This is a genomic window from Azoarcus sp. DD4 (assembly GCF_006496635.1).
Lineage (GTDB): Bacteria > Pseudomonadota > Gammaproteobacteria > Burkholderiales > Rhodocyclaceae > Azoarcus.
The window spans coordinates 4,600,992-4,624,021 of record NZ_CP022958.1 but is presented as its reverse complement, the minus strand read 5'-3'; the positions used below and the strand labels follow the sequence as shown (position 1 = coordinate 4,624,021).

The 23,030-nt window shown below is 67.8% G+C and carries 19 protein-coding genes; 9 read left to right on the top strand and 10 right to left on the bottom strand.

Annotated features, from left to right (window positions below; all coding sequences use genetic code 11):
* Window positions 1-29: 29 nt before the first annotated feature.
* Both CJ010_RS21425 and CJ010_RS21420 read right to left on the bottom strand, forming a co-directional pair.
* The gene (locus tag CJ010_RS21425) at window positions 30-2,204 is read right to left on the bottom strand and encodes a bifunctional diguanylate cyclase/phosphodiesterase (protein WP_141019930.1); all 2,175 of its coding nucleotides are present in this window, start codon (window positions 2,202-2,204) and stop codon (window positions 30-32) included.
* A gap of 6 nt (window positions 2,205-2,210) precedes the next feature.
* Entirely contained in the window at window positions 2,211-2,978 is a 768-nt protein-coding gene (locus CJ010_RS21420) for an MBL fold metallo-hydrolase (RefSeq protein ID WP_141019929.1), read from the bottom strand.
* A gap of 368 nt (window positions 2,979-3,346) precedes the next feature.
* Here CJ010_RS21420 and rquA point away from each other — a divergent pair, with 368 nt between their 5' ends.
* The 3 genes from rquA to leuA all read left to right on the top strand — a co-directional run bounded on the left by rquA (window position 3,347) and on the right by leuA (window position 6,906).
* Window positions 3,347-4,081 carry a rhodoquinone biosynthesis methyltransferase RquA gene (rquA, locus tag CJ010_RS21415; protein WP_240794434.1) on the top strand — a complete coding sequence of 245 codons (735 nt, stop codon included), beginning with the start codon at window positions 3,347-3,349 and terminating at the stop codon, window positions 4,079-4,081.
* Between the two features lie 70 nt (window positions 4,082-4,151).
* Window positions 4,152-4,808 (top strand): 5,6-dimethylbenzimidazole synthase, encoded by a 657-nt coding sequence (gene bluB / locus CJ010_RS21410; RefSeq protein ID WP_141019927.1) that lies wholly within the window; start codon window positions 4,152-4,154, stop codon window positions 4,806-4,808.
* Between the two features lie 379 nt (window positions 4,809-5,187).
* On the top strand, window positions 5,188-6,906 hold the full coding sequence (gene leuA, locus CJ010_RS21405) for a 2-isopropylmalate synthase (RefSeq protein WP_141019926.1): 1,719 nt from the start codon (window positions 5,188-5,190) through the stop codon (window positions 6,904-6,906).
* A gap of 72 nt (window positions 6,907-6,978) precedes the next feature.
* Here the strand turns inward: leuA and CJ010_RS21400 are convergent, their stop codons facing one another.
* Window positions 6,979-8,595 (bottom strand): DEAD/DEAH box helicase, encoded by a 1,617-nt coding sequence (locus CJ010_RS21400; protein ID WP_141019925.1) that lies wholly within the window; start codon window positions 8,593-8,595, stop codon window positions 6,979-6,981.
* Between the two features lie 271 nt (window positions 8,596-8,866).
* Between CJ010_RS21400 and CJ010_RS21395 the strand changes: the two genes are divergently transcribed.
* Entirely contained in the window at window positions 8,867-10,009 is a 1,143-nt protein-coding gene (locus CJ010_RS21395; RefSeq protein WP_141019924.1) for a M48 family metallopeptidase, read from the top strand.
* 18 nt (window positions 10,010-10,027) lie between these two features.
* Here the strand turns inward: CJ010_RS21395 and CJ010_RS21390 are convergent, their stop codons facing one another.
* The 3 genes from CJ010_RS21390 to cbiB are packed head-to-tail and all read right to left on the bottom strand — an operon-like array spanning window position 10,028 to window position 12,883.
* Window positions 10,028-10,969 carry a cobalamin-binding protein gene (locus tag CJ010_RS21390; protein ID WP_141019923.1) on the bottom strand — a complete coding sequence of 314 codons (942 nt, stop codon included), beginning with the start codon at window positions 10,967-10,969 and terminating at the stop codon, window positions 10,028-10,030.
* Window positions 10,966-11,958 (bottom strand): threonine-phosphate decarboxylase CobD, encoded by a 993-nt coding sequence (cobD, locus tag CJ010_RS21385; RefSeq protein WP_141019922.1) that lies wholly within the window; start codon window positions 11,956-11,958, stop codon window positions 10,966-10,968. The genes CJ010_RS21390 and cobD overlap by 4 nt, the downstream gene beginning before the upstream one ends.
* Window positions 11,951-12,883 carry an adenosylcobinamide-phosphate synthase CbiB gene (cbiB, locus tag CJ010_RS21380; protein ID WP_205754835.1) on the bottom strand — a complete coding sequence of 311 codons (933 nt, stop codon included), beginning with the start codon at window positions 12,881-12,883 and terminating at the stop codon, window positions 11,951-11,953. The genes cobD and cbiB overlap by 8 nt, the downstream gene beginning before the upstream one ends.
* Before the next feature lie 114 nt (window positions 12,884-12,997).
* Between cbiB and CJ010_RS21375 the strand changes: the two genes are divergently transcribed.
* Window positions 12,998-14,476 carry a cobyric acid synthase gene (locus CJ010_RS21375; protein WP_141019921.1) on the top strand — a complete coding sequence of 493 codons (1,479 nt, stop codon included), beginning with the start codon at window positions 12,998-13,000 and terminating at the stop codon, window positions 14,474-14,476.
* Here the strand turns inward: CJ010_RS21375 and CJ010_RS21370 are convergent.
* Window positions 14,473-15,027, bottom strand: a complete 555-nt coding sequence (locus CJ010_RS21370) for a flavodoxin family protein (RefSeq protein WP_141019920.1) — start codon at window positions 15,025-15,027, stop codon at window positions 14,473-14,475. The two genes, CJ010_RS21375 and CJ010_RS21370, sit on opposite strands and share 4 nt — an antisense overlap.
* A 113-nt stretch (window positions 15,028-15,140) precedes the next feature.
* Between CJ010_RS21370 and CJ010_RS21365 the strand changes: the two genes are divergently transcribed.
* A complete protein-coding gene (locus CJ010_RS21365) occupies window positions 15,141-15,551 on the top strand; it encodes a helix-turn-helix domain-containing protein (protein WP_205754834.1) in 411 nt (136 codons plus the stop codon).
* Window positions 15,552-15,843: 292 nt separating this feature from the next.
* On the opposite strand, the gene CJ010_RS21355 is transcribed toward CJ010_RS21365, so the two are convergent.
* Genes CJ010_RS21355 through CJ010_RS21345 form a run of 3 tightly spaced genes read right to left on the bottom strand, consistent with a single transcriptional unit; the run spans window position 15,844 to window position 18,494 of the window.
* Window positions 15,844-16,617 carry an ABC transporter permease gene (locus CJ010_RS21355; RefSeq protein ID WP_141019918.1) on the bottom strand — a complete coding sequence of 258 codons (774 nt, stop codon included), beginning with the start codon at window positions 16,615-16,617 and terminating at the stop codon, window positions 15,844-15,846.
* A gap of 15 nt (window positions 16,618-16,632) precedes the next feature.
* Window positions 16,633-17,412, bottom strand: a complete 780-nt coding sequence (locus CJ010_RS21350; RefSeq protein ID WP_141019917.1) for an ABC transporter ATP-binding protein — start codon at window positions 17,410-17,412, stop codon at window positions 16,633-16,635.
* A gap of 47 nt (window positions 17,413-17,459) precedes the next feature.
* A complete protein-coding gene (locus CJ010_RS21345) occupies window positions 17,460-18,494 on the bottom strand; it encodes an ABC transporter substrate-binding protein (RefSeq protein WP_141019916.1) in 1,035 nt (344 codons plus the stop codon).
* 417 nt (window positions 18,495-18,911) lie between these two features.
* Here CJ010_RS21345 and CJ010_RS21340 point away from each other — a divergent pair, with 417 nt between their 5' ends.
* The 3 genes from CJ010_RS21340 to queF all read left to right on the top strand — a co-directional run bounded on the left by CJ010_RS21340 (window position 18,912) and on the right by queF (window position 22,982).
* Window positions 18,912-19,784, top strand: a complete 873-nt coding sequence (locus tag CJ010_RS21340; protein ID WP_141019915.1) for an outer membrane protein OmpK — start codon at window positions 18,912-18,914, stop codon at window positions 19,782-19,784.
* Between the two features lie 240 nt (window positions 19,785-20,024).
* The gene (locus tag CJ010_RS21335) at window positions 20,025-22,070 is read left to right on the top strand and encodes an LTA synthase family protein (protein WP_141019914.1); all 2,046 of its coding nucleotides are present in this window, start codon (window positions 20,025-20,027) and stop codon (window positions 22,068-22,070) included.
* Between the two features lie 54 nt (window positions 22,071-22,124).
* On the top strand, window positions 22,125-22,982 hold the full coding sequence (gene queF, locus CJ010_RS21330) for an NADPH-dependent 7-cyano-7-deazaguanine reductase QueF (protein ID WP_141019913.1): 858 nt from the start codon (window positions 22,125-22,127) through the stop codon (window positions 22,980-22,982).
* Window positions 22,983-23,030 lie beyond the last annotated feature (48 nt).

Below are 23,030 nucleotides of genomic sequence, written 5' to 3'. Positions count from 1 at the left end.
TTGAGTATGCAGAAAACGCTGGGCCGGGCTCAGGCGACGTCGGGCATCTTCGGCAGCGGCATGCCGATGTGGTAGCCCTGGACGTAGTCGATGCCCATCTCGCGCAGCATCTCGAGGATTTCCTCGGATTCGACGAACTCGGCGACGGTGAGGATGCCGATTTCCTTGCACAGGTTGGTGAGGTTGCGCACCAGCGCGCGGTCGATCGGCGATTCGACGATGCTGCGCACGAAAGCGCCGTCGATCTTGACGAACTCGAAGTGCAGCTCGCGCAGGTAGTGGAAGGAGTTGTAGCCGCTGCCGAAGTCGTCCAGCGCGAAGGCGAAGCCCTTCTTGCGCAGGTTCGCGAGGAATTTGCGCATGTTGGTCATGTCGCCGATGGCGTCGCGTTCGAGGATCTCGAACACCACCTGGCTGGGCGGGATGCCCAGTTCGTTGCACAGCTCTTCGGCATAGCCGAGGATGCCGCGGCCCTGGATCTCCTGCGCCGACAGGTTGATGAACACGCGCAGCGGCGGCGCCCCGCTGCGGGCGCGGGCGGCTGCGACTTCCAGCGTCTGGCGGATGATGACGCGGTCGAGCTCGCGGCCCAGGCCGTATTTCTCGATGGTGTCGATGAAGGCACCGGCGGCGATGGTCTCGCCGGTCTTCTCCTTCAGGCGGGCGACCGTCTCGCAGGCGAATGGCACCCCGGTGTGGCAATCGACGATGGGCTGGAAGTACGGAACCATGCGGTTCTCGCGCAGCGCCTCGCGCAGCTTCTCGGCGTAGTCGCGGGTCACGCGGGTGGCCTTGAGCTGGCCGGGCATCGACGCCAGCGTGCAGGCGCTGTCCTTGCCCAGCTCCTTGGCGCGGTACATCGCGATGTCCACCCCGGCCAGCAGGTCGTGCTCGGTGCGGGCGTCGCGCGGATAGACCACCACGCCGATCGAGGTGGTGATGTGGAAGCGCTTGCCGTTGGGGCTTTCGAAGCTGGTGCCGCGCAGCGCGGCACCGAGCTTCTCCGCCACCGCCACCGCGCCGTCGTTGCCGGTTTCCATCAGCATGATGGCGAACTCGTCGCCGCCGATGCGGGTGGCGAGATCGCCCTTGCGGATGTGGCCGCGCAGGATCTCGGCGACGCGCACCAGCACGCTGTCGCCGGTGGGATGGCCGTAGGAGTCGTTGACGTCCTTGAAGTCGTCGAGGTCGAGCAGCAGCAGGGCGAACTCGTGCTGGTGGCGCTCGGAACGGCCGATCTCGTACTCCAGCATGTTGTTGAAATGGCGCCGGTTGTAGAGGCCGGTGAGCGGGTCGTGCATCGAGTAGTACTCGAGCTCGGCCAGCGTGCGCGACAGCACCTTGCTGGAGCCGACCACCATCACCATCACCGCGAGGATGGAGCGGATCACGCTTTCCTCGCGCGGGTTGAGCTCCTGCGACGACAGGAAGGTGACGCCGAGCAGGCCGGCGAGCTGGGACGAGTGCTCCGGCACCCGCACGGTGATCATCTGTTCCGGCCGCACGGTGTGGATGCTGTTGCCGCGCTGGACCTGGAATTCCTCGTAATCGAGCGGCGAATCCGGCGGCAGGCCCAGGCTTTCGATCATGCGCCGGGCCAGCTGCTGGCGGGTGGCGATGCGGTACTCTTCGTCGCATTCGCCAAAGTAATAGACGTTGAGCATCAGCCCGTTCTCTTCGGCGAAGGCGACGAAAAAGAGGTCGAACGGGAAGATGGCGTGGAAATCGTTGAGGATGGCCTGGACGAAGGCCTTCCACTGGCCGATGCGCTCGTGCGACAGGATGATCTGTTCGAGCACCTGGCTCTGGCGTTCGAGCAGTTCGCGCTCCACCAGGGTGTTCGACAGCAGCGTGAACATGTCGTCGAACTCGTTGATGATGCCGCACAGCGAGCCGTGGCTGGCGTCCCACTGGCGGGTGCGCTCGGCCAGCAGCAGGTCGAAACTGTCGGACAGGCGCCCGCAGATGTCGCGCGCCTGGGTCATCAGCTCGACGAATTCGGGGTGCTTGCCGGTATCGATCGCGCCCGACAGGCGTTGGATGACGTCCGCGTGCATCTCGCGGGTCATCTTGCCCAGGGTCTCGCTGAAGTAGCGGGTGCGGGTCTGGTCTTCGAGCAGGCCGGCCAGATCGCCGATGACGCGCAGGCGGTGGGGCGTGAGGCTGGAGTCGCCCTGCGGGTTCGCGGAGGGGGTGAGTGCCATGCGCGTCTACGCCTTCCGGAAGCGTCCGCCGGCTTCGAGCAGGTCGATGCCGCACTTGAGGTCGCTCAGCCAGGCGAGGAAATCCTGCACCGCGCGGCCGCGGTAGATCGGGCCGTGCTGGGGGGCGAGCATGTCGATGTCGAGGTCGGCGATGGTGTCGAGCCAGCAGCGGATGGCATGGTTCGAGCCCATGTAGCGACGATGGAAGCCCTCGATGAAGGGCAGGTGGGTGGCGAAGTCGTCGACGAAGGCGTCGTCGCGGTCGTTGGGCAGCATCGCCGCGCCGATGTCGCCGGTGAAGAGGATGCGCGACACCGGGTCATAGACGTTGATCTGGCCTTCCGAATGCAGGAAGTGAGCCGGCACGATGCGCAGGTGGAAACCGGGCGCGACCTCGCATTCCATGCCTTCGTCGGGCACGCCGCGGAAGCGGCTCATGTCGCGCAGGCCGTAATGCGGCAGGAAGCGCATCCAGATGCTGGAAACGAAGACTTCGGCGGGCGTGAGCTCCAGCCAGGTCGACAGTCCGCCGACGATGTCCGGATCCTGGTGCGACAGCAGGATGGCGCGGATCTGTTCGGGTTTGGCATAGCGCAGCATTTCGGCGAGCACCCGCGGCATCACGCCGAAACCGCCTGGATCGAGCAGCACGCCGCTGCCGTCGCGGACGATCAGATACTGGTTGGAACGGACGCCGTCTTCCTCTCCAGGTTCGCTTTCGTTCAACAGGATGAACTTGTGCCCTACAGCGCCGAAAAGCTCGACGTTACGCATCCGACTTCTCCAAATTGGGTACCGGCGACAGCACGGCGCGATGGGTCTCGCGGGGGAGGGCGCAGTTTGCGGCTTCCTGGTGTTCGCGCCAATGGCGGAGCTCGACGGAAGATCGTAATACGGCTGTCAAAATCAAGGCGGAGACCATAGCGTGGAAATGGGATTTTTTCAAATGCGCGATGCCCGCCAGAGTGGCGAAATGCAAGGAACCGTGCGCTTCTTCGCAATTCCGGCGGACTCCGTCGTGTATCGCGTTCGGCATATGCAGGGGCGCCGTTCCGGCGTGCCGGGCGGAGGCGGAAATGCGGACATTCCCCGGTCGATGCCGTTGCACTTGTCGTGCAGCGCTCTCGGGTATGCTATCCGCCATGGAGCCGATCCCCGACGACCCCGCCTTGCGGCCTGATGGCGCAGGCGCCGACGATCCCGTCCCCCTCTACCTGAGGCGCACCTACTCGTGGGCCTACCTCGATCGCCGCACGCTGGGCTGGCTGGATCGCCCGTCCGTCGTGTCGGCGATCCTGTGGGGCAACGCGCACCGGCTGATGCAGGCGGCGGTGGCCGCGTTCCGGCCCGGTTCACGGGTGCTGCAGGCGGCCTGCGTCTACGGCGGGTTTTCCGCGATGCTGGCCCGCCGCGTCGGCAGCGAAGGGCGGCTGGAGGTGGTGGATGTCGCGCCGCTGCAGGTCGCCAATGCCCGCCGCAAGCTGGCCGGGCTGCCGCAGGCCAGTGTGCGGCGCGCCGATCTGGCCGGCGGGTGCCCGGGTTGGCGCGCTTACGACGGCGTGTGCTGCTTCTTCCTGCTGCACGAGGTTCCGGCGACTACCCGCAGCCGCATCGTCGGTCATCTGCTGGATGCCGTGGCGCCCGGAGGCAGGGTGGTCTTCGTCGACTACCACAGGCCACATGCCCGCCATCCGCTGCGCTGGCCGATGGCGGCGGTGTTCCGCTGGCTGGAACCCTATGCGGAGTCCCTGCTCGATACCGATATCGCCACGTTGTCCGCGCAATCCGCCGCGTTTTCCTGGCAGAAGCGGACGCTGTTCGGCGGGCTGTACCAGATCGTCATCGGCGACCGCCGCGACACCGAAGCGGCGGCTTGAGGCAGAGGGTGCAGGCCCGCGGCGCGCCGGGTACACTGGTGCGCCCCGACCCCGCCCAGCCCCAGTCGCCATGACCCCAGCCGAGCCGCACGCCTTTTCCTCCGCCGAGATCGACGCGGTGTACCGCGTCATCGCCGAGCGCCGCGACATGCGCCATTTTCGCCCCGGCGCCGTCGATCCGGCCGTGCTGCAGCGGCTGTTGTGGGCTGCCCACCATGCGCCCAGCGTCGGCTACATGCAGCCCTGGCGTTTCGTCCGCATCACCGATGCAGCCTTGCGCGAGCGCCTGCAGATCCTGGTGGAGGAGGAGCGCGTGGAGACGGCGCGGGCGCTCGGCGAGCGCGAGGACGAGTTCATGAGGCTCAAGGTCGAAGGCCTGCGCGAGGCCGGCGAGGTGATCGTGGTGGCGCTTACCGACCACCGCGAGCGCCACATCTTCGGGCGCCGCACCCTGCCCGAGATGGACCTGGCCTCGGTCGCCTGCGCCATCCAGAACATGTGGCTGGCGGCGCGCGCCGAGGGCCTGGGCATGGGCTGGGTGTCGATTTTCGATCCGGACAAGCTCGCCGGGCTGCTGGCGATGCCGCCGGGCGCGCGACCGGTGGCCATCCTCTGCATCGGCCACGTCGAGGCCTTCTATCCGAAGCCGATGCTGGAACTGGAACAATGGGCCGAGCGCCTGCCGCTCGACACCCTGCTCGGCGAAAATCGCTGGCCCGGGGCTTGACGCACCTGCGTCCGGGCGGTTACGGTTGATCCCATGAACGCGAACCCGGCCACCCAGGCCCTCTCCTCCTTCGCTCTCCTGCTCGCACCGGTGCTGCTCGCGCTGGGCCTGCTGCTGCGCTCCCCGCGCAGCTAAATCCTTCCCCCCTCCTGTCGTTTTCCTGTGCCGCCTTCCGGGCGAGGTCCGTTTGTCGACCTGTTCCGGCGGTGGCGATGCCGCGCCCCACGGAGTTCATCATGATCCTCGCCCTTCTCGACACGCTACGACTGCGACCCGGTTGCCGGACCACGACCTCGCGGCCGTCCGGTAGCCCCCGCGCCCATACCGCGCTGGCCGACGCCTCCCCGATTTGTGATGCCCGAACACGAAGGAAACGACCATGTTGAAGAACCCGCAGACCAAGTACCGTCCCGCCAACCCCTTTGCCGGCGTCGTGCCCGGCGGCCGCGGCCTCACCGACCGGACCTGGCCCGACAACACGATCACCCGCCCGCCGGTCTGGATGAGCACCGACCTGCGCGACGGCAACCAGGCGCTGTTCGAGCCGATGAACGGCGAGCGCAAGATGCGCATGTTCAAGATGCTGGTGGAGATCGGCCTCAAGGAGATCGAGGTCGCCTTTCCCGCCGCGTCGCAGACCGACTTCGACTTCGTGCGCGAACTCATCGAAGGCGGCCATATTCCCGACGACGTCACCATCGAGGTGCTCACCCAGGCGCGGCCGCACCTGATTGAGCGCACCTTTGAATCGGTGCGCGGCGCCAAGCGCGCCATCGTGCACGTCTATAGCGCGGTGGCGCCCAACTTCCGCCGCATCGTGTTCGACACCGACCGCGCCGGCACCAAGCAGATCGCGGTCGACAGTGCGCGCCACTTCCTCGAGATGGCGGCGCGCCATACCGGCACCGACTTCACCTTCCAGTACAGCCCGGAAGTGTTCTCCGGTACCGAACTCGACTTCGCGATCGAGGTCGCCAACGCGGTGATCGAGGTGTGGCAGCCGACGCCGCAGCAGAAATGCATCATCAACCTGCCGGCGACGGTGGAGATGAGCACCCCCAACGTCTATGCCGACCAGATCGAGTGGATGCACCGCCACCTCGCCCGGCGTGACAGCGTGCTGCTCTCGGTGCATCCGCACAACGACCGCGGCACCGCGGTGGCCGCCGCCGAGCTCGCGGTGATGGCGGGCGCCGACCGCGTCGAGGGCTGCCTGTTCGGCAACGGCGAGCGCACCGGCAACGTCGACCTCGTCACCCTGGCGCTCAATCTCTACAGCCAGGGCGTGCATCCGGGGCTGGACTTCTCGCGCATCAACGAGGTCGCGCGCACGGTGGAGCACTGCACCCAGTTGCCGATCCATCCGCGCCACCCCTATGTCGGCGATCTCGTGTTCACCGCGTTTTCCGGATCGCACCAGGATGCGATCAAGAAGGGCTTCGCCGTGCAGCAGCCGGATGCGGTGTGGGAGGTGCCCTATCTGCCGGTGGATCCGGCCGACCTCGGCCGCAGCTACGAATCCATCATCCGGGTGAACAGCCAGTCGGGCAAAGGCGGCATCGCCTACCTGCTCGAAGCCGAATACGGCCTGGTGATGCCGCGCCGCTTGCAGGTGGAGTTCTCGGCGGCGATCCAGCGCATCACCGACGAACGCGGCACCGAACTGAGCGCGGGCGACATCTGGCGGGCGTTCGAAGAGGAGTACCTCGCGGTGTCGGCGCCTTGGGCCTACGTCGAGCACCACCTTTCCGAGCACGGCGGCCAGCAGGGCATCAGCCTGACGGTGGAGGAAGAGGGCGTGCGCCGCGTGTTGCGCGGCGTCGGCAACGGCCCCATCGACGCCGCGCTGCATGCGCTCGACGCCGGCGCGGTGTTGCTCGGCTACGAGGAACGCGCGCTCGGCCAGGGCGGCGATGCACGCGCGGTGGCCTACATCGAGCTGGCCGACGGCGAGGGCGCTGGCAGCACCTTCGGTGTCGGCATCCACGCCAACATCGTCACCGCCTCGGTGCTCGCCATCGTGTCGGCGCTCGACCGGCTGGCACAGCGGCGTGAGCGCGCCGATGGCGTCGGCCGGCAGGTGGCAGTGACCCGCTGACGTGACTGCGGCCCCGTGAGGGGCCGCAGCGTTCTTCCGGGCAGGCATTCCCGGCGGGCGCCGGGAAAGGCTTCAGCGATTGCCGCCCGGCTTGGCGGAGAACAGCGCCGCGCGCTGCTGCGCGGGACGCCCGCCACGGTTGTTCTGGCCCTGGCCCTGGCGCGGCGCCGGCTGGGCGCGATTGCCGTTGACCTCGCTGCGGCGCGACGGGGCCGGCATGCGGTTGCCGTCGACGTCGGGGCGCTGCGGCGCGATCCGGTTGCCATCGACCTCCCTGTGCTGCGCCGGTTGGGCGCGATTGCCGTTGGGTTCGCCGCGGGGCTTGTCGTTGCGCGGCTTGCCGTTGCCCTGGCGTGCCGGCGTGGCCGGGCGGTCCTGCTGCGCGCGGCCGTCGCCGCCGCGGCGTCCCGGCGATTGCGTCTGCCCCTGGCCGCGTCCCTGGCCTTGAACACGCCCCTGGCCCTGACCTTGGCGACCGCGGCCGCGATCGTGACTGCCACGCTCCTCGCGCTCGTCGTCCGCACTGGTGTCGGGCACCGCCGAGGGCACGAAGCCTTCCGCGGTGGCGCGATCGATCTTGCGCCGGATCAGGCGTTCGATGGCCGTCAGCAGCTTCACTTCCTCGCCATCGACCAGCGAGATCGCATTGCCGTCGGCGCCGGCGCGGCCGGTGCGGCCGATGCGGTGCACATAGTCCTCCGGCACGTTGGGCAGCTCGAAATTGACCACCTGCGGCAACTGGTCGATGTCGAGGCCGCGCGCCGCGATGTCGGTCGCGACCAGCACCGGCAGCGAGCCGTCCTTGAACTGCGACAGCGCGCGGGTGCGTGCGCCCTGGCTCTTGTTGCCGTGGATGGCGGCGGCCGGGATGTCATGCTTGCCGAGGTATTCGGCGAGCTTGTTGGCGCCATGCTTGGTGCGGGTGAACACCAGCACCTGGAACCACTGCTTTTCCTTGATCAGCCAGGCCAGCAGTTCGCGCTTCTGCTTCTGGCCGATCATGTAGACCGTCTGGTCGACGCGCTCGGAAGCGGTATTGCGCGGCGCCACCTCGACGCAGCCCGGATTGTGCAGCAGGCCATTGGCGAGTTCGCGGATCTCGTCGGAAAAGGTCGCCGAGAACAGCAGGTTCTGGCGCTGCTTGGGCAGCAGCGCGAGGATCTTGCGGATGTCGCGGATGAAGCCCATGTCGAGCATGCGGTCGGCTTCGTCCAGCACCAGGATCTCGACGCCGGAGAGGTCCAGCGTCTTCTGGCCGACGTGGTCGAGCAGGCGGCCGGGGGTGGCGACCAGGATGTCGACCCGCTTCTTCAGCGCGCTGATCTGCGGATTGATGTTGACCCCGCCGAACATCACCATCGAGGTGAGCGCGAGGTGCTTGCCGTAGGTCTGCACCGATTCCTCCACCTGGGCGGCGAGTTCGCGGGTGGGGGTCAGGATCAGGCAGCGCGGCTTGCCGGCCGGGTGCGGATGCACATGGGTGGCGGCGAGCTTGTGCAGCACCGGCAGGGTGAAGCCGGCGGTCTTGCCGGTGCCGGTCTGCGCGGCGGCGAGCAGGTCGCCGCCCGCCAGCACCAGCGGGATTGCCTTGGCCTGGATCGGGGTCGGCGTGGTGTAGCCGGTGTCCGAAATGGCGCGCAGCAGGGGTTCGGCCAGCCCGAGGCTGGCGAAATCGAGTTCGGTGGTCATGAAGCTATGCTCTGGCGACGGCCTGTCGCTCGTAGCCGAGAGACACCAATCGAGGCGCGCGGGAAGTGGACCGGAAGGGTCGTTGCGGAAGCCGCGGCCGATTGGCCAGGCGCGCGGCGAAGCGCGGACTATAGACGGTTCCTGCCGAGAAAGCGAGACAAAGCCTCATAGCCACGCTTTGGACAGGGTTTATTGCTTTCGGACAATACCGTCCGTCACGTTGGCGCGCTATAGTCCCCGGCGGTTCATGGCTGCCGTGGAGCCGATGCCCATGAAGGAATCCCGCACCCCCGTCATTGTCCGCATGTTCGCATTGCGGCCGCGCCTTGCATGGCGCCTGGCCGGGGTGGCGCTCGTCGGAATCGGCACGGTTGCCTCGCTCGCCGTGCTGGCCTTCGCCATCATGGTGCTGGCCTTCTCGCGCAGTTGGGAAGCGCTCAACGAAGGCTTGCCGCTCACCGCTGGCGGCTGGAGTCTGCTCGCTGTCATCTGTGGCATCTCGAGCGGACGCATGGTGTTTCTGTTCGGGCTGTCGCCGTCTCCGGCGGGGGTGCGGGTGCCGCGTCTGGCGGCCGACGCCTTCTACCAGCTGGTCGATGACCTGGCCCGCCGCATCGGCGCCGCCCGTATCGACCGCGTCTGGGTCACCGGCGACATGAACGCGATGGTGATGCAACGGCCGCGCTGGGGTTGGGTCGGGCCGATCGAAACCCATCTGATGATAGGGCTGCCGCTGGTGCACAGCGTGTCGCGCAGCCAGCTGGCTGCGGTGCTGGCCCATGAATTCGCCCACCTCGCGCTGCAGCGTCACGGCGTCGGTGCCGTGGGAGCGCATTTGCGCGCCTGGTGGATGCGGGTGCTGGATCGGGGGTGCGAGGCCTTTCCCTCCATCGGGGGCTGGCTGGACCAGCGCCTGCGCCCTTTCTACCGCGACATGCTGCGGCTGACCCGCATCGAAGAGTTCGAGGCCGACCACATCGCGGCTCGGCTGGTGGGTGCCGGACTGCTCGGCGAAACCCTGGTCGAGCTCAGTCTCAAGGAGCGCTTCCTGCGCCAGGATTACTGGCCCAAGGTGATGGCTCAGAGCTCGGCGCAGGCCCGGCCGTCCATCCGTCCTTTCCGCGAGATGGGGCTCGGCGTCGAGACCGGCTTTTCCCGCCTCTCGCTGGCGGCGCTCGATATCGCGGCTTTTGCCGAGGAGGCCCCCGAGATGCTGCCCTTCCACCCGTCGCTGAAGGAACGCCTGCGTGCCTTGCGGGTGCCGCTGCGGGCGGCGGTGGCCGACCGGCCGTCGGCGGCACGCCACTACTTTGCGCCGCTGTTGCCCAGTCTCGCCTGGGTGTTCGATCGCGCCTGGTGGTTGGAGGTACGCAAGGCCTGGCGTTCGCAGCAGAGCCGCCAGGACGGGGTCTGATCGCCCTGGAGACGGTGTTCAGCGCGGTGTGTCCGTTGCACCGCGCCTGGCGCGCGCTTCCTCCAGTTGTTCGCAAAGGCGCTGGGCGCCATCGAGGATGCGCGGCGTGTGACGCTGGACGATTTCGGGCGGAATGAAGAACAGGTTGCCGGCCGCGTTGGCGGCAAGTGCCGGCCAGCGCTTCCACTGGTCCAGCCATTCCGGCCGTGATTCGCCCATGCCGCTGGCGACGATCACCTCCGGATTGGCGGCCAGCACGGCCTCCACGCCGACATGGGGCGCAAGCTGGGGCAGACCGGCGAAGACGTTGTCGCCGCCGCACAGCCGGATGACGTCCGAAATCAGGTGTGTGCCGTTGATGGTCATCAGCGGCTGATTCCAGATCTGGTAGAACATCCGCACCCTGGGGCGCTCCGCATAGCGCCTGCGCAAGTCGTCGCGGCGCTGGGCGAAATGGCTGGCTGCTTCTTCTGCAGCGGGGGCGGTGCCGGCCAGCTGACCGAGCGCGCGCAGGCTGTGGGCGACATCGTCGAGGTGGCGCGGCTCGTTCACGTACACCGGGATGCCGAGTGCAGTGAGACGGTCGAGATGGGCATTGCGGTTGCCGCTTTTCCAGGCAATCACGAGGTCGGGTTTGAGTGCTGCCACGGCTTCGAGATCCACGCTGGTGTAGCCGCCGACCTTGGGCAGCGCCTTCGCCGCCTCGGGGAAATCGCTGTAGCTGACCACGCCGACCACCTGCTTGCCGGCGCCGGCGGCGAACAGCAGCTCGGTCAGGTGGGGAGCGAGGCTGACGATGCGCTGCGCCGGTCGCGCCAGCACGACGCTGCGGCCGGTGTCGTCGGTGATGCGGATCTCGGCTCGCGCCGGCGATGCAGGGAGCAGGGCACCGAGCGTGGCAAGGACGGCGAGTGCGGCGCTGCTGCGGCGAAGGAGGTCGGGGCGAGGCGGTGGGGTCATCGGTGTTCGATCAGCGGACGTATTTCGTGCAGGGCGGTGGCGAGACGCTGCCAGTCCGCTTCGGTGGCCGGCAGGCCGAAGCGCAGGCTGGCCGGCGAGTCGAACAGGCGGACGAGGATGCCGCAGGCAGCGAGTGCCAGGTGCAGTTCGGCCGCGCGCGGATGCTGCACCCATTTGAACAGCGCCGGGCCGCGGCACTCGCCGAAACCGTGGTGTTCGAGCAGGCGCTGCAGGCGGTCGCCGGCGGCGGCGAGCTGCACCCGCATGCGGGCCTGCCAGGCATGGTCCGCCAGCGCCGCACGGCCGGCATGGCGGGCGGGGCCGCTCAGCGTCCAGGGGCCCAGGCGTTCGGCGAGCGCCTCGCGCAGCGGTCGCGGCGCAAGGACGAAGCCGATCCGCGCACCCGCGAGGCCGAAAAACTTGCCGATCGAGCGCAGCACCACCAGACCGGGCGCGCCTGCCAGCGTGGTCAGGCTGGCGGCGGGCGCGCTGTCGATGAAGGCTTCGTCCACCACCAGCCAGCCGCCGCGCGCAGCAAGGCGTGCGTGCCAGGCGTGCAGTTGCGCGGCGTCGAACAGCGTGCCGCTCGGGTTGTTGGGATGGACCAGAACGAGCACGTCGGTGTCGTCGAGCGCGCTGTCGATCTCGTCGGCGGTGTGGCAGCGCAGCTGGCGGCCGCGCCAGGCCTGCGGATGTTCGGCGTAAGTAGGGTCGAGCAGGCAGACCCGCTCACCCGGGATCAAGGCCGGGAGCGCCTGGATGGCTGGCTGCGAACCTGCTACCGGGAGCAACTGGTCGGTGCCGTAGTAGCGCGCGGCGGCAGCCTCGAGGCCGTCGTCCTCTTCCGGCAAGCGGTGCCAGGCACCAACCGGGACCGGCGGCACCGGGTAGGGCCAGGGATTGATGCCGGTCGACAGGTCGAGCCAGTCGGCCAGCGGGATGTCGAACTGCGCCGCCGCCCGGCGCAGGCGCCCGCCGTGCTCAAGCACCGAACTGCTCCAGCGCCACGGCGGCCAGTGCGGCCAGCGCCAGCCACAGCAGCATGCCGCGCTGGACCAGCGCGATCGCGGCGCGGATGGCGCCGGCGTCGGGCGCGGCACCCTCGCCCAGCGGCGGGCGGATTTCTTCCTTGCCGTGGTAGATCGCAGCGCCGCCCAGCGCCACGCCGAGCGCGCCGGCACCGGCGGCCATCACCGGGCCGGCGTTGGGGCTGTCCCAGGCCGGCGCCTGTTGCCGCCAGCAGTTCAGTGCGCAACGGGTGCGGCCGAGCAGCGCGTAGGTGAGCGCGGTGAGCCGGGCCGGGAGGGCGTTGAGGACGTCGTCGATGCGTGCGGCGGCCCAGCCGAAGGCGAGGTAGCGCGGCGTGCGGTAGCCCCACATTGCGTCCAGGGTATTGGCGAGGCGGAACAGCAGGGCACCGGCACCGCCGCCGACGAGGAACCAGAACAGGGTGCCGAACACCGCGTCGTTGCCGTTCTCCAGCACCGACTCGGTGCCGGCTCGGGCAACACCGGTGGCGTCGAGCGCGGTTGTGTCGCGGCTCACGATCCAGCCGACGCGGGTGCGTGCGGCACCGAGATCGCCGGCGGCCAGCGGCGCGGCGACCGCCTCGCCATGTTCGGCGAGGCTGCGCGCGCCCAGGGTGAAGTAGAGCAGGGCGACGTCGACCACCCAGTGCGCCTGCGGGTGTGCCGCGCGCAGCAGCCACGCCAGCGCCAGCCACGGCCCTACCGCCAGCAGCCAGGCGAGCGCGCCCGCTGCGCGTGAGTCGCCGATGCGCCGCACGCCGCGCTCGACCGCCTTCGCCCAGCGGCCGAAGCCCACCAGCGGGTGGAAGCGCGGCACCTCGCCGAACAGGCGATCACAGGCGATGCCGGCGGCGAGCTTGAGGACGAGCAGGGTGAACACGGACATCGGCAGAATCGGGCAGGCAGGTCGGGTGGGCGGATCGCGTGCCGGAGGATGGCGGACTGCGGCGCAGTCTGGGCGATAATCGCCGGCTTCGAACAAGGCGACGGATTTTACGCGATGTCCAAGGCTTACGCCCTGATGGTGCAGGGCACCACCTCCGATGCCGGCAAGAGCACCCTGGTGGCCGGGCTGGCGCGCGCGCTGGTGCGCCGCGGGGTGCGCGTCGCCCCTTTCAAGCCGCAGAACATGGCGCTCAACTCGGCGGTCACCGCCGACGGCGGCGAGATCGGCCGCGCCCAGGCGCTACAGGCGGTGGCCGCGCGCATCGCGCCGCACACCGACTTCAACCCGGTGCTGCTCAAGCCCTCGTCCGACATCGGCGCCCAGGTCATCATCCACGGCAAGGTCATGGCCAACCTGTCGGCGCGCGACTACCACGCCTACAAGCCGACCGCGATGGCGGCGGTGATGGCCTCCTTCGACCGCTTGCGCGACCAGTACGAGCACGTGCTGATCGAAGGCGCCGGCAGCCCGGCCGAGATCAACCTGCGCGACCGCGACATCGCCAACATGGGTTTCGCCGAGGCCGCCGACGTGCCGGTGGTGCTGGTGGCCGACATCGACCGCGGCGGCGTCTTCGCCCACCTGGTCGGCACGCTGGAACTGCTGTCGCCGTCGGAGCAGGCGCGGGTCAAGGGCTTCGTCATCAACCGCTTCCGCGGCGACATGAGCCTGCTGCAGTCCGGCCTCGACTGGCTGGAGCAGCGCACCGGCCGGCCGGTGTTCGGCGTGCTGCCCTATCTGCACGGCCTCTTCCTCGACGCCGAGGATGCGCTCGCCGATGGCCAGGTGGCGGCCGACCGCGACGGCGAGGTGCTGAAGGTGATCGCGCCGGTCTATCCGCGCATCTCCAACCACACCGACCTCGACGCGCTGCGCCTGCATCCGCAGGTGGATTTCCGCTGGGTGGGGCCGGGGCAGGCGATCCCGCCCGCCGATCTGGTCGTGTTGCCCGGCTCCAAGAGCGTGCAGGCCGACCTCGCCTGGCTGCGCGCGCAGGGTTGGGAACCGGCGCTGCGCCGCCACCTGCGCTACGGCGGCAAGGTGATCGGCATCTGCGGTGGCTTCCAGATGCTGGGCAGGACGCTGGCCGATCCGCACGGCCTCGAAGGCGCGCCGAGCATCGTCGCCGGGCTGGGCGTGCTCGACATCGAGACGGTGCTGGAGCGCGAGAAGCAGCTGGTGAACGTGGCCGGCCGGCTCTGCCTCGGCGGCGAGGCGGCGGTCGCCGGCTACGAGATCCACATGGGCGTGAGCCGTGGCGCCGACCTCGAGCGTCCGGCGGTGTTGCTCACGGATGGCCGCGCCGACGGCGCGCTGGCGGCCGACGGCCAGGTGCTCGGCACCTATCTGCATGGCCTGTTCGACACTCCGCAGGCGGTGGCGGCGCTGCTCGACTGGGCGGGGCTGAAAGGGGCGGCGGGCGTCGATCTCAACGCTCGCCGCGAGGCCGATCTCGATCGCCTCGCCGACGCGGTCGAGGCGCATATCGACATGGCGGCGCTGTTCGGCGCCGCGTGGCCGGACGCCGCTTAGCCGCGCAGCCGGCGCGCGATCTCGCTGACGCGCACGCCATAGAGGCGGGCGGTTTCGAGGTCGCCGACGGAGATCTCGTCCGCGCTCGCGTCCGACGGGCTCTGCACCAGCACGCCGACCGAGCCGCCGAGGTTGTTGGCGTCGTTGCGGCTCGCCGCCTTGCTGTTGGACGGCGGCTGGCCGAGGCTCACCCAGATGCCGCCATGTTGCGAGGCGAGCGTCTGCAGCGTGATCAGCGTGACCTGCTTGTCGCCGTTGAGGCTGGCGCTGTTGGTGAAGCCGCCGAAGACCTTGTCCTGCCAGGCGCGGGTGAACCACTTCTTCGAGGTGGCGTCGGCGAACTTCTTGAACTGCCAGGGCACGGTGCCCATGTAGGTCGGCGCGCCGAACAGGATGGCGTCGGCGGCGTCCAGCGTGTCCCACGCGGCTTCCGGGATGCTGCCTTCGGCGTCGACCGCGATCAGCTGGGCACGCGCGCCTTCGGCCACGCATTCGGCGACGCGCTTGGTGTGGCCGTAACCCGAGAAATACACAACGACGGATTGGGTCATTTCGAGACTCCTTGAGGATGAGGGGTGCTGGTCATTTCGCGGTACAAGGTATATTTTTGAAACCTGCACCACAAGAAGGTACCTTGAAGTCATCTGGTTACCCTGGAGATACCGTGAAAACCGCAGACGCTGTGCTGGACCCGCTGGCCGACGAGGACGGCGGCTTCGATGTTTACGCCAAGGACTGTCCGGCCCGCATGGTGCTGAACCGCTTGGCGGACAAATGGGCGTTGTTGATCGTCAAGCTGCTCAAGACCGGTCCGCTGCGCTTCAACCAGTTGCGGCGCGAGATCGAGGGCGTGTCGCAGAAGGCGCTGAGCCAGACCCTGCGCCGGCTGGAGCGCGACGGCCTGGTCGACCGCCGCGTGTTCGCGACGGTACCGGTGACCGTCGAGTACTCGCTGACCGAACTCGGGCGCACGCTGGCGGAGGCCTTCGAACCGCTGGCGGACTGGGCGCACAGCCACATCCGGGAGGTGCTGGCGGCGCAGAGCCGCTATGACTCGGTGAGCGAGGCGGCGTAGGGGGAGTGCGGCTCCCCCGCGAGAAGGCGTGGTTCCAGTGCCTCTCCCTTGAAGGGGGCGCGGAGCCTGGGGGGTCTGGTTCCTCCCCCTTCAAGGGGGAGCTTAGGAGGGGGATGGGGTGGGCGCTCGCATGGAGGCGGAACCCCATTCCCACCCCAACCCGGTAGCCAGTGCCAAGAGGCACTGTCGTTCGGCCGGCGGCGAGCAACGCTCGCCGAAACCCCGTCCTCACCCCCTTGAAGGGGAGGGGGAAAACAGACTCAGACCGGGCGTGGTCGCTTACCCCTCCCGCCTACATCGCCCCGTTCGGATTGCGGTGCGCCCAACCGGTGAGCTTGCGCTCGACCAGGGCGAAAAGCTCGTACATCACCACGCCCATCACGCCGATCACGATCAGCCCGGCGAACACCAGCGCCATGTCCATCGACGAACTCGCCGCCATCATCAGATAGCCGATGCCGAGGTTGGAGGCCACCGTTTCCGAGATCACCGAGCCGACGAAGGCGAGCGTGATCGCCACCTTGAGCGAGGCGAAGAAGTAGGGCATCGCGCGCGGCAGGCCGACCTTCTTCAGGATGTCCAGCCGTGACGCGCCGAGCGAGCGCAGCACGTCTTCCAGCTCCGGCTCCAGCGTCGCCAGGCCGGTGGCGACGTTGACCACCACCGGGAAGAAGGAGATGAGGAAGGCGGTGAGGATGGCCGGGATGGTGCCGATGCCGAACCACACCACCAGCACCGGCACGAAGGCGACCTTGGGAATGGAGTTGAAGCCCACCAGCAGCGGGTAGAGCGCCTTGTAGATCACCGGCGAGGAGCCGACCGCGGCGCCCAGCGCCAGGCCGAACACCACCGCGAGGCCGAAGCCGGCCATCGTGGTGAGGAAGGTCTGGGTGGCGTGCATCATGATCGGATCCCAGTGCGTGAGCGTGGAGGTCCACACCGCGCTCAACGAGGGAAAGAGGAATTCCGGCACCTTGAAGCCGACCACGACCGCTTCCCACAGCAGGCCGAGGAAGAGGATGACCAGCCAGGGCGCGAGCCGGATCAGGGTTTTCTGCGACAGCATCGGGTGTTCTCCGGATCAGGACGCGCGCACATGGCCGATGTGCTCGCGCAATTCATGCACATAGGCGGCGAAGGGCTCGGTGTAGGTCACGTCGAGTTCGCGCGGGCGCGGCAGGTCGATCTCGCGCTTGACCAGGATGCGGCCGGGGCGCTTGCTCATCACGTACACCGTGTCGGCGAGGAACACTGCCTCGCGCAGGTCGTGGGTCACCAGCACCACGGTGAAGGGCTCCTCCTGCCACAGGTCGCGCACCATGCACCACAGCTCCTCGCGGGTGAAGGCATCGAGCGCGCCGAAGGGCTCGTCCAGCATCAAGAGGCGCGGCTTGTGGATCAGCGCGCGGCAGATCGAGGCGCGCTGCTGCATGCCGCCGGACAGTTCCCAAGGGAACTTGTCCTCGAAGCCGGCCAGCCCGACGCGCTTCAGCAGCGCGCGTGCTTGCTCCTCGTACTCGGCGCGCTTTGCCCGCAGCGTCGAGCGGTAGGGCTCGACGATCTCCATCGGCAGCATCACGTTCTGCAGCGTGGTGCGCCAGGGCAGCAGGTTGGAGGCCTGGAAGGCCATGCCGACGCACTTCTGCGGGTCGCCGACCTCGCGGCCGTCTACATACACATAGCCCTTGGTGGGCGGCTTGAGCCCGGTGACCAGCTTCATCACGGTGGATTTGCCACAGCCGGAGGGGCCGACCAGGGCGATGAACTCGTTCTCGCGGACGGACAGGCTGACGTCCTCGATCGCAAACGGGCTGCCGGCCTGGTAGGCCAGGCTGACATTTTCGAAACGTACGAAATCCATGGTGTGTCGGCGGCGCGGTCCGTCGGTGGAGCCGCGCCGCGCGCTCCTTACTTGATGGCGCGGTCGGCTGCGGGCGGCAGGAAGGCGGAGGTGAACAGCGCCGCGGCATCCGGGGTGGCCGGCAGGCCGAAGGCGGTGGCGACTTCGGCCACCGAGCGCTTGAGGCGCGCGGCATCGACTGCGCCCAGGCCGATGGTCCGGGTTTCCGGCGTCACCACCACGGTGTCGATGGCGAGCTTGAGGCGACGGGTTTCGAGCGGCAGGTTGATCAGCGGGTCGCGCTCCTTGACGTAGGCGACGGCGGCCTCCGGGTTGGCGATGGTCTCCTTGAGCGCCTTGTTGAAGGCGCGCACGAAGCCCTCGACGGCCTTGGGCTGCTCGGCCAGCATCTTGGGGCTGGCGATGAGGGTGTTGCCGTAGAACTCGACACCGTGCTCCGGATACTTGAGCGCGACGATGTCCTCCGGCTTGACGCCGCGCGCTTCGAGGTTGAGCACGCTGGTGAAGTAGAAGCCGGTGATGCCGTCGACGTCGCCGCGGGCGAGCAGGGTTTCGCGGATGGCCGGTTCCACGGTCTGCCACTTCACCGCCTCGGTCGCCATGCCGTTGGCCTTGGCGAAGGCCGGCCAGGCCTTGCGTCCACCATCGAACACCGGTGCAGCCAGCGTCTTGCCGGCGAGGTCGGCGGGCTTGGTGACGCCGGATTTCTTCAACAGGAAGACCGCCGCCGGCGTCGAGTTGTAGGCCATATAGACGCCCTGGATCTTCGAGCCGGGCGTCTTCGCCTCGTATTCCACCAGGGTGTTGAAGTCGGCGAAGCCCATGTCGTAGGCGCCGGTGGCCACCCGGGTGAGGGCGCCGGCCGAGCCGTTGCCGGCGTCGATCTCGACGTCCAGGCCCTCGGCAGCGAAGTAGTTCTTGGCCTTGGCGAGCAGGAAGGGGGCGGCCGGGCCTTCGAAGCGCCAGTCGAGGGTGAACTTGATCTTCACCGGCTCGGCTGCCTGTGCGACGGGCGCGGCGAAGGCCAGCGCGGTCGCGGTGCACAGGAAGAGACGGCGGGAGAAAGAGGTCTTGCGGGTCATGACACGCTCCGTTGGCGGATTCGACGATTGAAGATGCGTGTCCGTGGCAAGCGACGTGCCATGCCGGATGCAAGCCATACAGCCGGGTTATGGGCTGCCGGCGGGTGAAAACCGGGACTGGCTGTCGTCCATTGGTGCGTGTTTTTGCAGCATCTGTATCAAGTATCTGATTGAAATATGATTTTTTATGCACCAGTGTTGTGCGCAGACTTGGGAAATGCGCCAATGAGGTGAATGATATTTGTATATATCGATGCTTGTATCTCTTTTATAAACAAAGGGATGGTGTTTTGGTATTTATATCCAAAGTGCAATATCGATTATTCGCCCGGGCCCGGCTTCGTCCTGTTAGGTTCTAAAAAAGCGCGCAGATCTTGTGCGCTGAAGCATCCCCAAATCACTTGATAGGAGCAGGACATGAAGCTTTCGATGCCGCGTTGCAAGACGCTCGTGACATGCTGTGCGCTGGCGCTCGTGCCGGTCGCTGCCCAGGCCGCAACCTGGAGCGACACCTTCATCGGCTACCGCTACGGCACCGATTTCCGCGAGCCGACCAACCGCAACGAGGTCGAAAAGCATGTGCTGCAGCTCACCCACGCCAGCGGCTACTCGGTCGGCCAGAACTTCGTGAACATCGACATGCTGCAGTCGGACGACAAGGACCCGGCCAGCGGCAGCGACAGCGGCGCCACCGAGTTCTACCTGACCTACCGCCACCAGGTGCATCTGGGCAAGCTGTTCGACAAGTCCCTCGCCTTCGGCCCGGTCAAGGAAGTCGCGCTCACCGCCGGCTTCGACCTCAACACCAAGAACACCCGCTTTGCGCCGCGCAAGCGCCTGCTGGTGGTCGGCCCGACGCTGAAGTTCGACGTGCCCGGCTTTCTCGATGTGAGCCTGCTCTACGGCAAGGAGTGGAACCACTGCGGCCTCGGTTCGCCCGCCTGCCCCAAGAGCGAGATCGCCTTCGATCCGCAATGGATGATCAGCGTGGCCTGGGGCATCCCCTTCGAGGCCGGTCCGGTGCCGTTGAAGTTCCAGGGTTTCCTCAACTACAACAGCGAGAAGGGCAAGGACTACGCCAACGTCAAGACCAAGCCCGAAACCCTGATGCGCACCTCGCTGATGGTCGACGTCGGCCAGATGGTGGCCGGCAAGAAGAACACCTTCCTGATGGGCGTGGGCTACGAGTACTGGAAGAACAAGTTCGGCAACCACGACTACGCCAACGGCAGCACCAAGCCCGGCATCGATACCAACGCGCCGACCTTCCAGATGGAGTGGCATTTCTGAGCGCAGCCGTCGGGACCGTGCGGACGTGTCCGCGCCCTGGGTCTGCCGCTGTCCGGTGGCAGGCCCGGTGCTACCGCGGTCAATCTGTGTGCATACCGGCCGTTCCTTCCTCTCCTGCGTGTGCTTCGGGGGGCTTGTAGCGAAGCTGACAGGCATCGGCGTTCGGCGCTAGACTGCCCCGCTTTCGCGTTTGCGCGCATGCGCGCAAACTGCCTCCGCCGTTCGCCCCCGAGGACACCGATGTCGAGTCTCAAGTATCCCCGCCTGCGCTATCTGCTCGCCGGCGTGGCGATGTTTTTCCTGTTCTTTGCGCTGCTGCGTGCCGGTTTCTACCTGTGGTCGTCGGAAGTGTCGATCGCCGACGGCGCGGATGCGGCGACCGTGTTGAAGACACTGGGCGTCGGCCTGCGTTTCGACCTCAGGCTGGCGATCCTGCTGATGCTGCCGCCGGCCGTCCTCCTGGTGCTGCCCCGCTTCAATGCGACGAGGACCACGGCCCTGCGCTGGTTGATGCGACTGTGGCTGGTATTCGCGGTGACAGCCGTGGCGCTCGTCTACATCGTCGATTTCGGCCATTACGCCTATCTCGGCCTGCGGGTGAATGCCAGCATCCTGCGCTTCATCGGCGATGCGCAGATCTCGGCTGACATGGTGTGGCAGACCTATCCGGTGGTGTCGATCATGCTCGGCTGGCTGGTGGGCTGCGTGCTGGTGATCGCCCTGCTGTTCCGTCTGGAGCGCCGTACCCTCGACCGCCGGCCGCAGCCGGCCGGCTTCGTGCGCAGCAGCCTGGCGCTGGCGCTGGCAGTGGTGCTCGGCTTCACGGGCATCCTCGGCCGGGCCGAGAACATCAATCTCGAGAACCCGGTGCCGCTGCGCTGGAGTGACGCCTTCTTTTCCGGCAGTACGCAGATCGGCGCGCTCGGCCTCAATCCGGTGGTATTCATCTGGGACACCTGGCGCACGCCTACCAACCGTTACGATCTCGACAGCGTCCGCAGCCATGCCGAGCAGGTCGCCGCCTACCTCGGTGCGACGCCCGAGATCGACGAGGCGCTGCCGCGCTTCGACCGCGAGCTGCCGGTGCAGGCGCATCGGCTGGCGGTGAAGCGCCCGCCCAACGTCGTATTCATCATGCTGGAGTCCTTCGGCAGCAGCGTCACCGGCATGCACGGCAACCCGCTCGACCCCAGCCCCAACCTGGATGCGCTGGCGCGCGACGGCTGGTTCCTGCGCAACTTCTACGTGCCGGTGACCGGCACCGCGAAGACGGTGTGGGCCAGCATCACCGGCATCCCCGACGTGTCGCGGGTCGAGAGCGCCACCCGCAACCCCTTCATCGTGCCGCAGCGTACCGTGCTCAACGCCTTCACCGGTCACGACAAGCACTATGCCATCGGCGGCAGCGCCGGCTGGGCCAACATGAGCGCGCTCATCAGCAGCAGCATCGAGGGCATCACGCTGCACGAGGAGGGCGAGTGGAAGTCGCCCAATGTCGACGTGTGGGGCGTATCCGACCTCGACCTGTTCAAGGAGGTCGATGCCATGCTGCGGGCGCAACCGAAGGATCGCCCCTTCTTCGCCATCGTCCAGACTGCCGGCAACCACCAGCCCTTCACGATTCCGCCCGACAGCGACGGCTTCGAGGTGAAGACCCTGCCGGAGGAGCAGATCCAGCAGGCCGGCTTCCGCAGCAATGCGCAGTACAACGCGGTGCGCCTGCTCGACTACAGCGTCGGCCGCTTCATCGAGATGGCCAAGCAGAGCGGCTACTACGACAACACCATCTTCGTGCTGTACGGCGACCACAACGGCCGCATCTCGACCCTGCCCTTCATGCCGCCGGCCTACGAGGCGCTCAACCTCGAAAGCCTGCATGTGCCGGGCATCATCCATGCGCCCAAGCTGATCGCGCCGCGCGTCACCGAGGAGGCGACCAGCCTGCTCGACCTGCTGCCGACGGTGGCCGGGCTGCTCGGCGTCGAGTACCGCAACACCACGATGGGGCGCGACATCCAGCTGCCGGCGCCGGAAGGCGAGCGCGCGGTGCCGGTGCTGCTGCGCGAAGGCACTTTCCCGCTGATCGGCGTGGTCACCCGCCACCACCTGCTGCGCATGAATGCCGACGGCAGCGAGGCCAGCATGCACGAGATCGCCTCGAAAACGCCGCTGGAGAACGTCGCCGCGCTGCATCCGGAAGAATTCGCCCGGCTGTCCGGCCTTGCCCGCGGCCTGCACGAAACCGCGCGGCTGATGCTCTACAGCAACAAGGTGGATGCACGCTGACCGGACCGCCGCCGCGGCCGGCGACGGCAGCGGCGGACGCCTACAATGCTTTCCATGAACGATACATCGACTTCCCTGCACGGCGCCGAAGCCTCGCCGCTCGGCAAGCCGGTCGCCTACCGCGACACCTACGCGCCCGAACTGCTGTTCCCGATCGCCCGCCAGCTCAAGCGCGACGAGATCGGCGTGCGCGCCGAGGCCTTGCCCTTCTGCGGCGAGGATCTGTGGAATGCCTACGAGCTGTCCTGGCTCAATCCGCGCGGCAAGCCGGTGGTGGCGCTGGCGCAGTTCCGGGTGCCGGCCGATACGCCACGCCTGGTCGAATCGAAGTCGCTCAAGCTCTATCTGAACAGCTTCAACCAGAGCCGTTTCGCCGATGCTGCCGGCGTGCGCGAGGCGATCGCGCGCGACCTGTCGGCCGCGGCCGGCGGTACCGTCGGCGTGGCGGTGTGGCCGCTTACCGGGCCCGAGGGCGAGCGGCCGCGGCGCGACTTTGCCTCGCCGCAAGGCATCTGCCTCGACGAGCTGGACATCGACATCGACAGCTACCAGCCCGACCCGACCCTGCTTGGCGCGGGCGAGGGGATCGTCAGCGAGACCCTGTACTCGCACCTGTTGAAGTCCAACTGCCTGGTTACTGGCCAGCCCGACTGGGGCATGGTGGTGGTGCGCTACACCGGCCCGGCCATCGACCGCGCCGGCCTGCTGCGCTACATCGTCTCTTTCCGCGAGCACAACGAATTCCACGAACAGTGCGTCGAGCGGGTGTTCTGCGACATCAGCGAACGCTGCCGGCCGCAGCGGCTGGCGGTGTGGGCGCGCTATACGCGGCGCGGCGGGCTCGACATCAATCCCTTCCGTGCCAGCGACGGTGAGCAGCGGCCGGACGAGGCGATGGAAATCCGGCAGTAGCGGGGCAGCGCAAACAGTCCTTCGCCCCGCTTTGGTGCGTTGACTGCG

Excerpts from the sequence above, each read along its gene's own strand:
- CJ010_RS21340 (WP_141019915.1), top strand. The coding sequence starts at position 18,912 with ATGAAGCTTTCGATGCCGCGTTGCAAGACGCTCGTGACATGCTGTGCG.
- bluB (WP_141019927.1), top strand. The coding sequence starts at position 4,152 with ATGACCCCAGCCGAGCCGCACGCCTTTTCCTCCGCCGAGATCGACGCG.
- CJ010_RS21390 (WP_141019923.1), bottom strand. The coding sequence starts at position 10,969 with ATGACCCCACCGCCTCGCCCCGACCTCCTTCGCCGCAGCAGCGCCGCA.
- CJ010_RS21335 (WP_141019914.1), top strand. The coding sequence starts at position 20,025 with ATGTCGAGTCTCAAGTATCCCCGCCTGCGCTATCTGCTCGCCGGCGTG.
- CJ010_RS21370 (WP_141019920.1), bottom strand. The coding sequence starts at position 15,027 with ATGACCCAATCCGTCGTTGTGTATTTCTCGGGTTACGGCCACACCAAG.
- CJ010_RS21395 (WP_141019924.1), top strand. The coding sequence starts at position 8,867 with ATGAAGGAATCCCGCACCCCCGTCATTGTCCGCATGTTCGCATTGCGG.
- leuA (WP_141019926.1), top strand. The coding sequence starts at position 5,188 with ATGTTGAAGAACCCGCAGACCAAGTACCGTCCCGCCAACCCCTTTGCC.
- cbiB (WP_205754835.1), bottom strand. The coding sequence starts at position 12,883 with ATGTCCGTGTTCACCCTGCTCGTCCTCAAGCTCGCCGCCGGCATCGCC.
- CJ010_RS21355 (WP_141019918.1), bottom strand. The coding sequence starts at position 16,617 with ATGCTGTCGCAGAAAACCCTGATCCGGCTCGCGCCCTGGCTGGTCATC.
- CJ010_RS21420 (WP_141019929.1), bottom strand. The coding sequence starts at position 2,978 with ATGCGTAACGTCGAGCTTTTCGGCGCTGTAGGGCACAAGTTCATCCTG.
- CJ010_RS21345 (WP_141019916.1), bottom strand. The coding sequence starts at position 18,494 with ATGACCCGCAAGACCTCTTTCTCCCGCCGTCTCTTCCTGTGCACCGCG.
- rquA (WP_240794434.1), top strand. The coding sequence starts at position 3,347 with ATGGAGCCGATCCCCGACGACCCCGCCTTGCGGCCTGATGGCGCAGGC.
- CJ010_RS21350 (WP_141019917.1), bottom strand. The coding sequence starts at position 17,412 with ATGGATTTCGTACGTTTCGAAAATGTCAGCCTGGCCTACCAGGCCGGC.
- CJ010_RS21400 (WP_141019925.1), bottom strand. The coding sequence starts at position 8,595 with ATGACCACCGAACTCGATTTCGCCAGCCTCGGGCTGGCCGAACCCCTG.
- CJ010_RS21375 (WP_141019921.1), top strand. The coding sequence starts at position 12,998 with ATGTCCAAGGCTTACGCCCTGATGGTGCAGGGCACCACCTCCGATGCC.
- CJ010_RS21425 (WP_141019930.1), bottom strand. The coding sequence starts at position 2,204 with ATGGCACTCACCCCCTCCGCGAACCCGCAGGGCGACTCCAGCCTCACG.
- queF (WP_141019913.1), top strand. The coding sequence starts at position 22,125 with ATGAACGATACATCGACTTCCCTGCACGGCGCCGAAGCCTCGCCGCTC.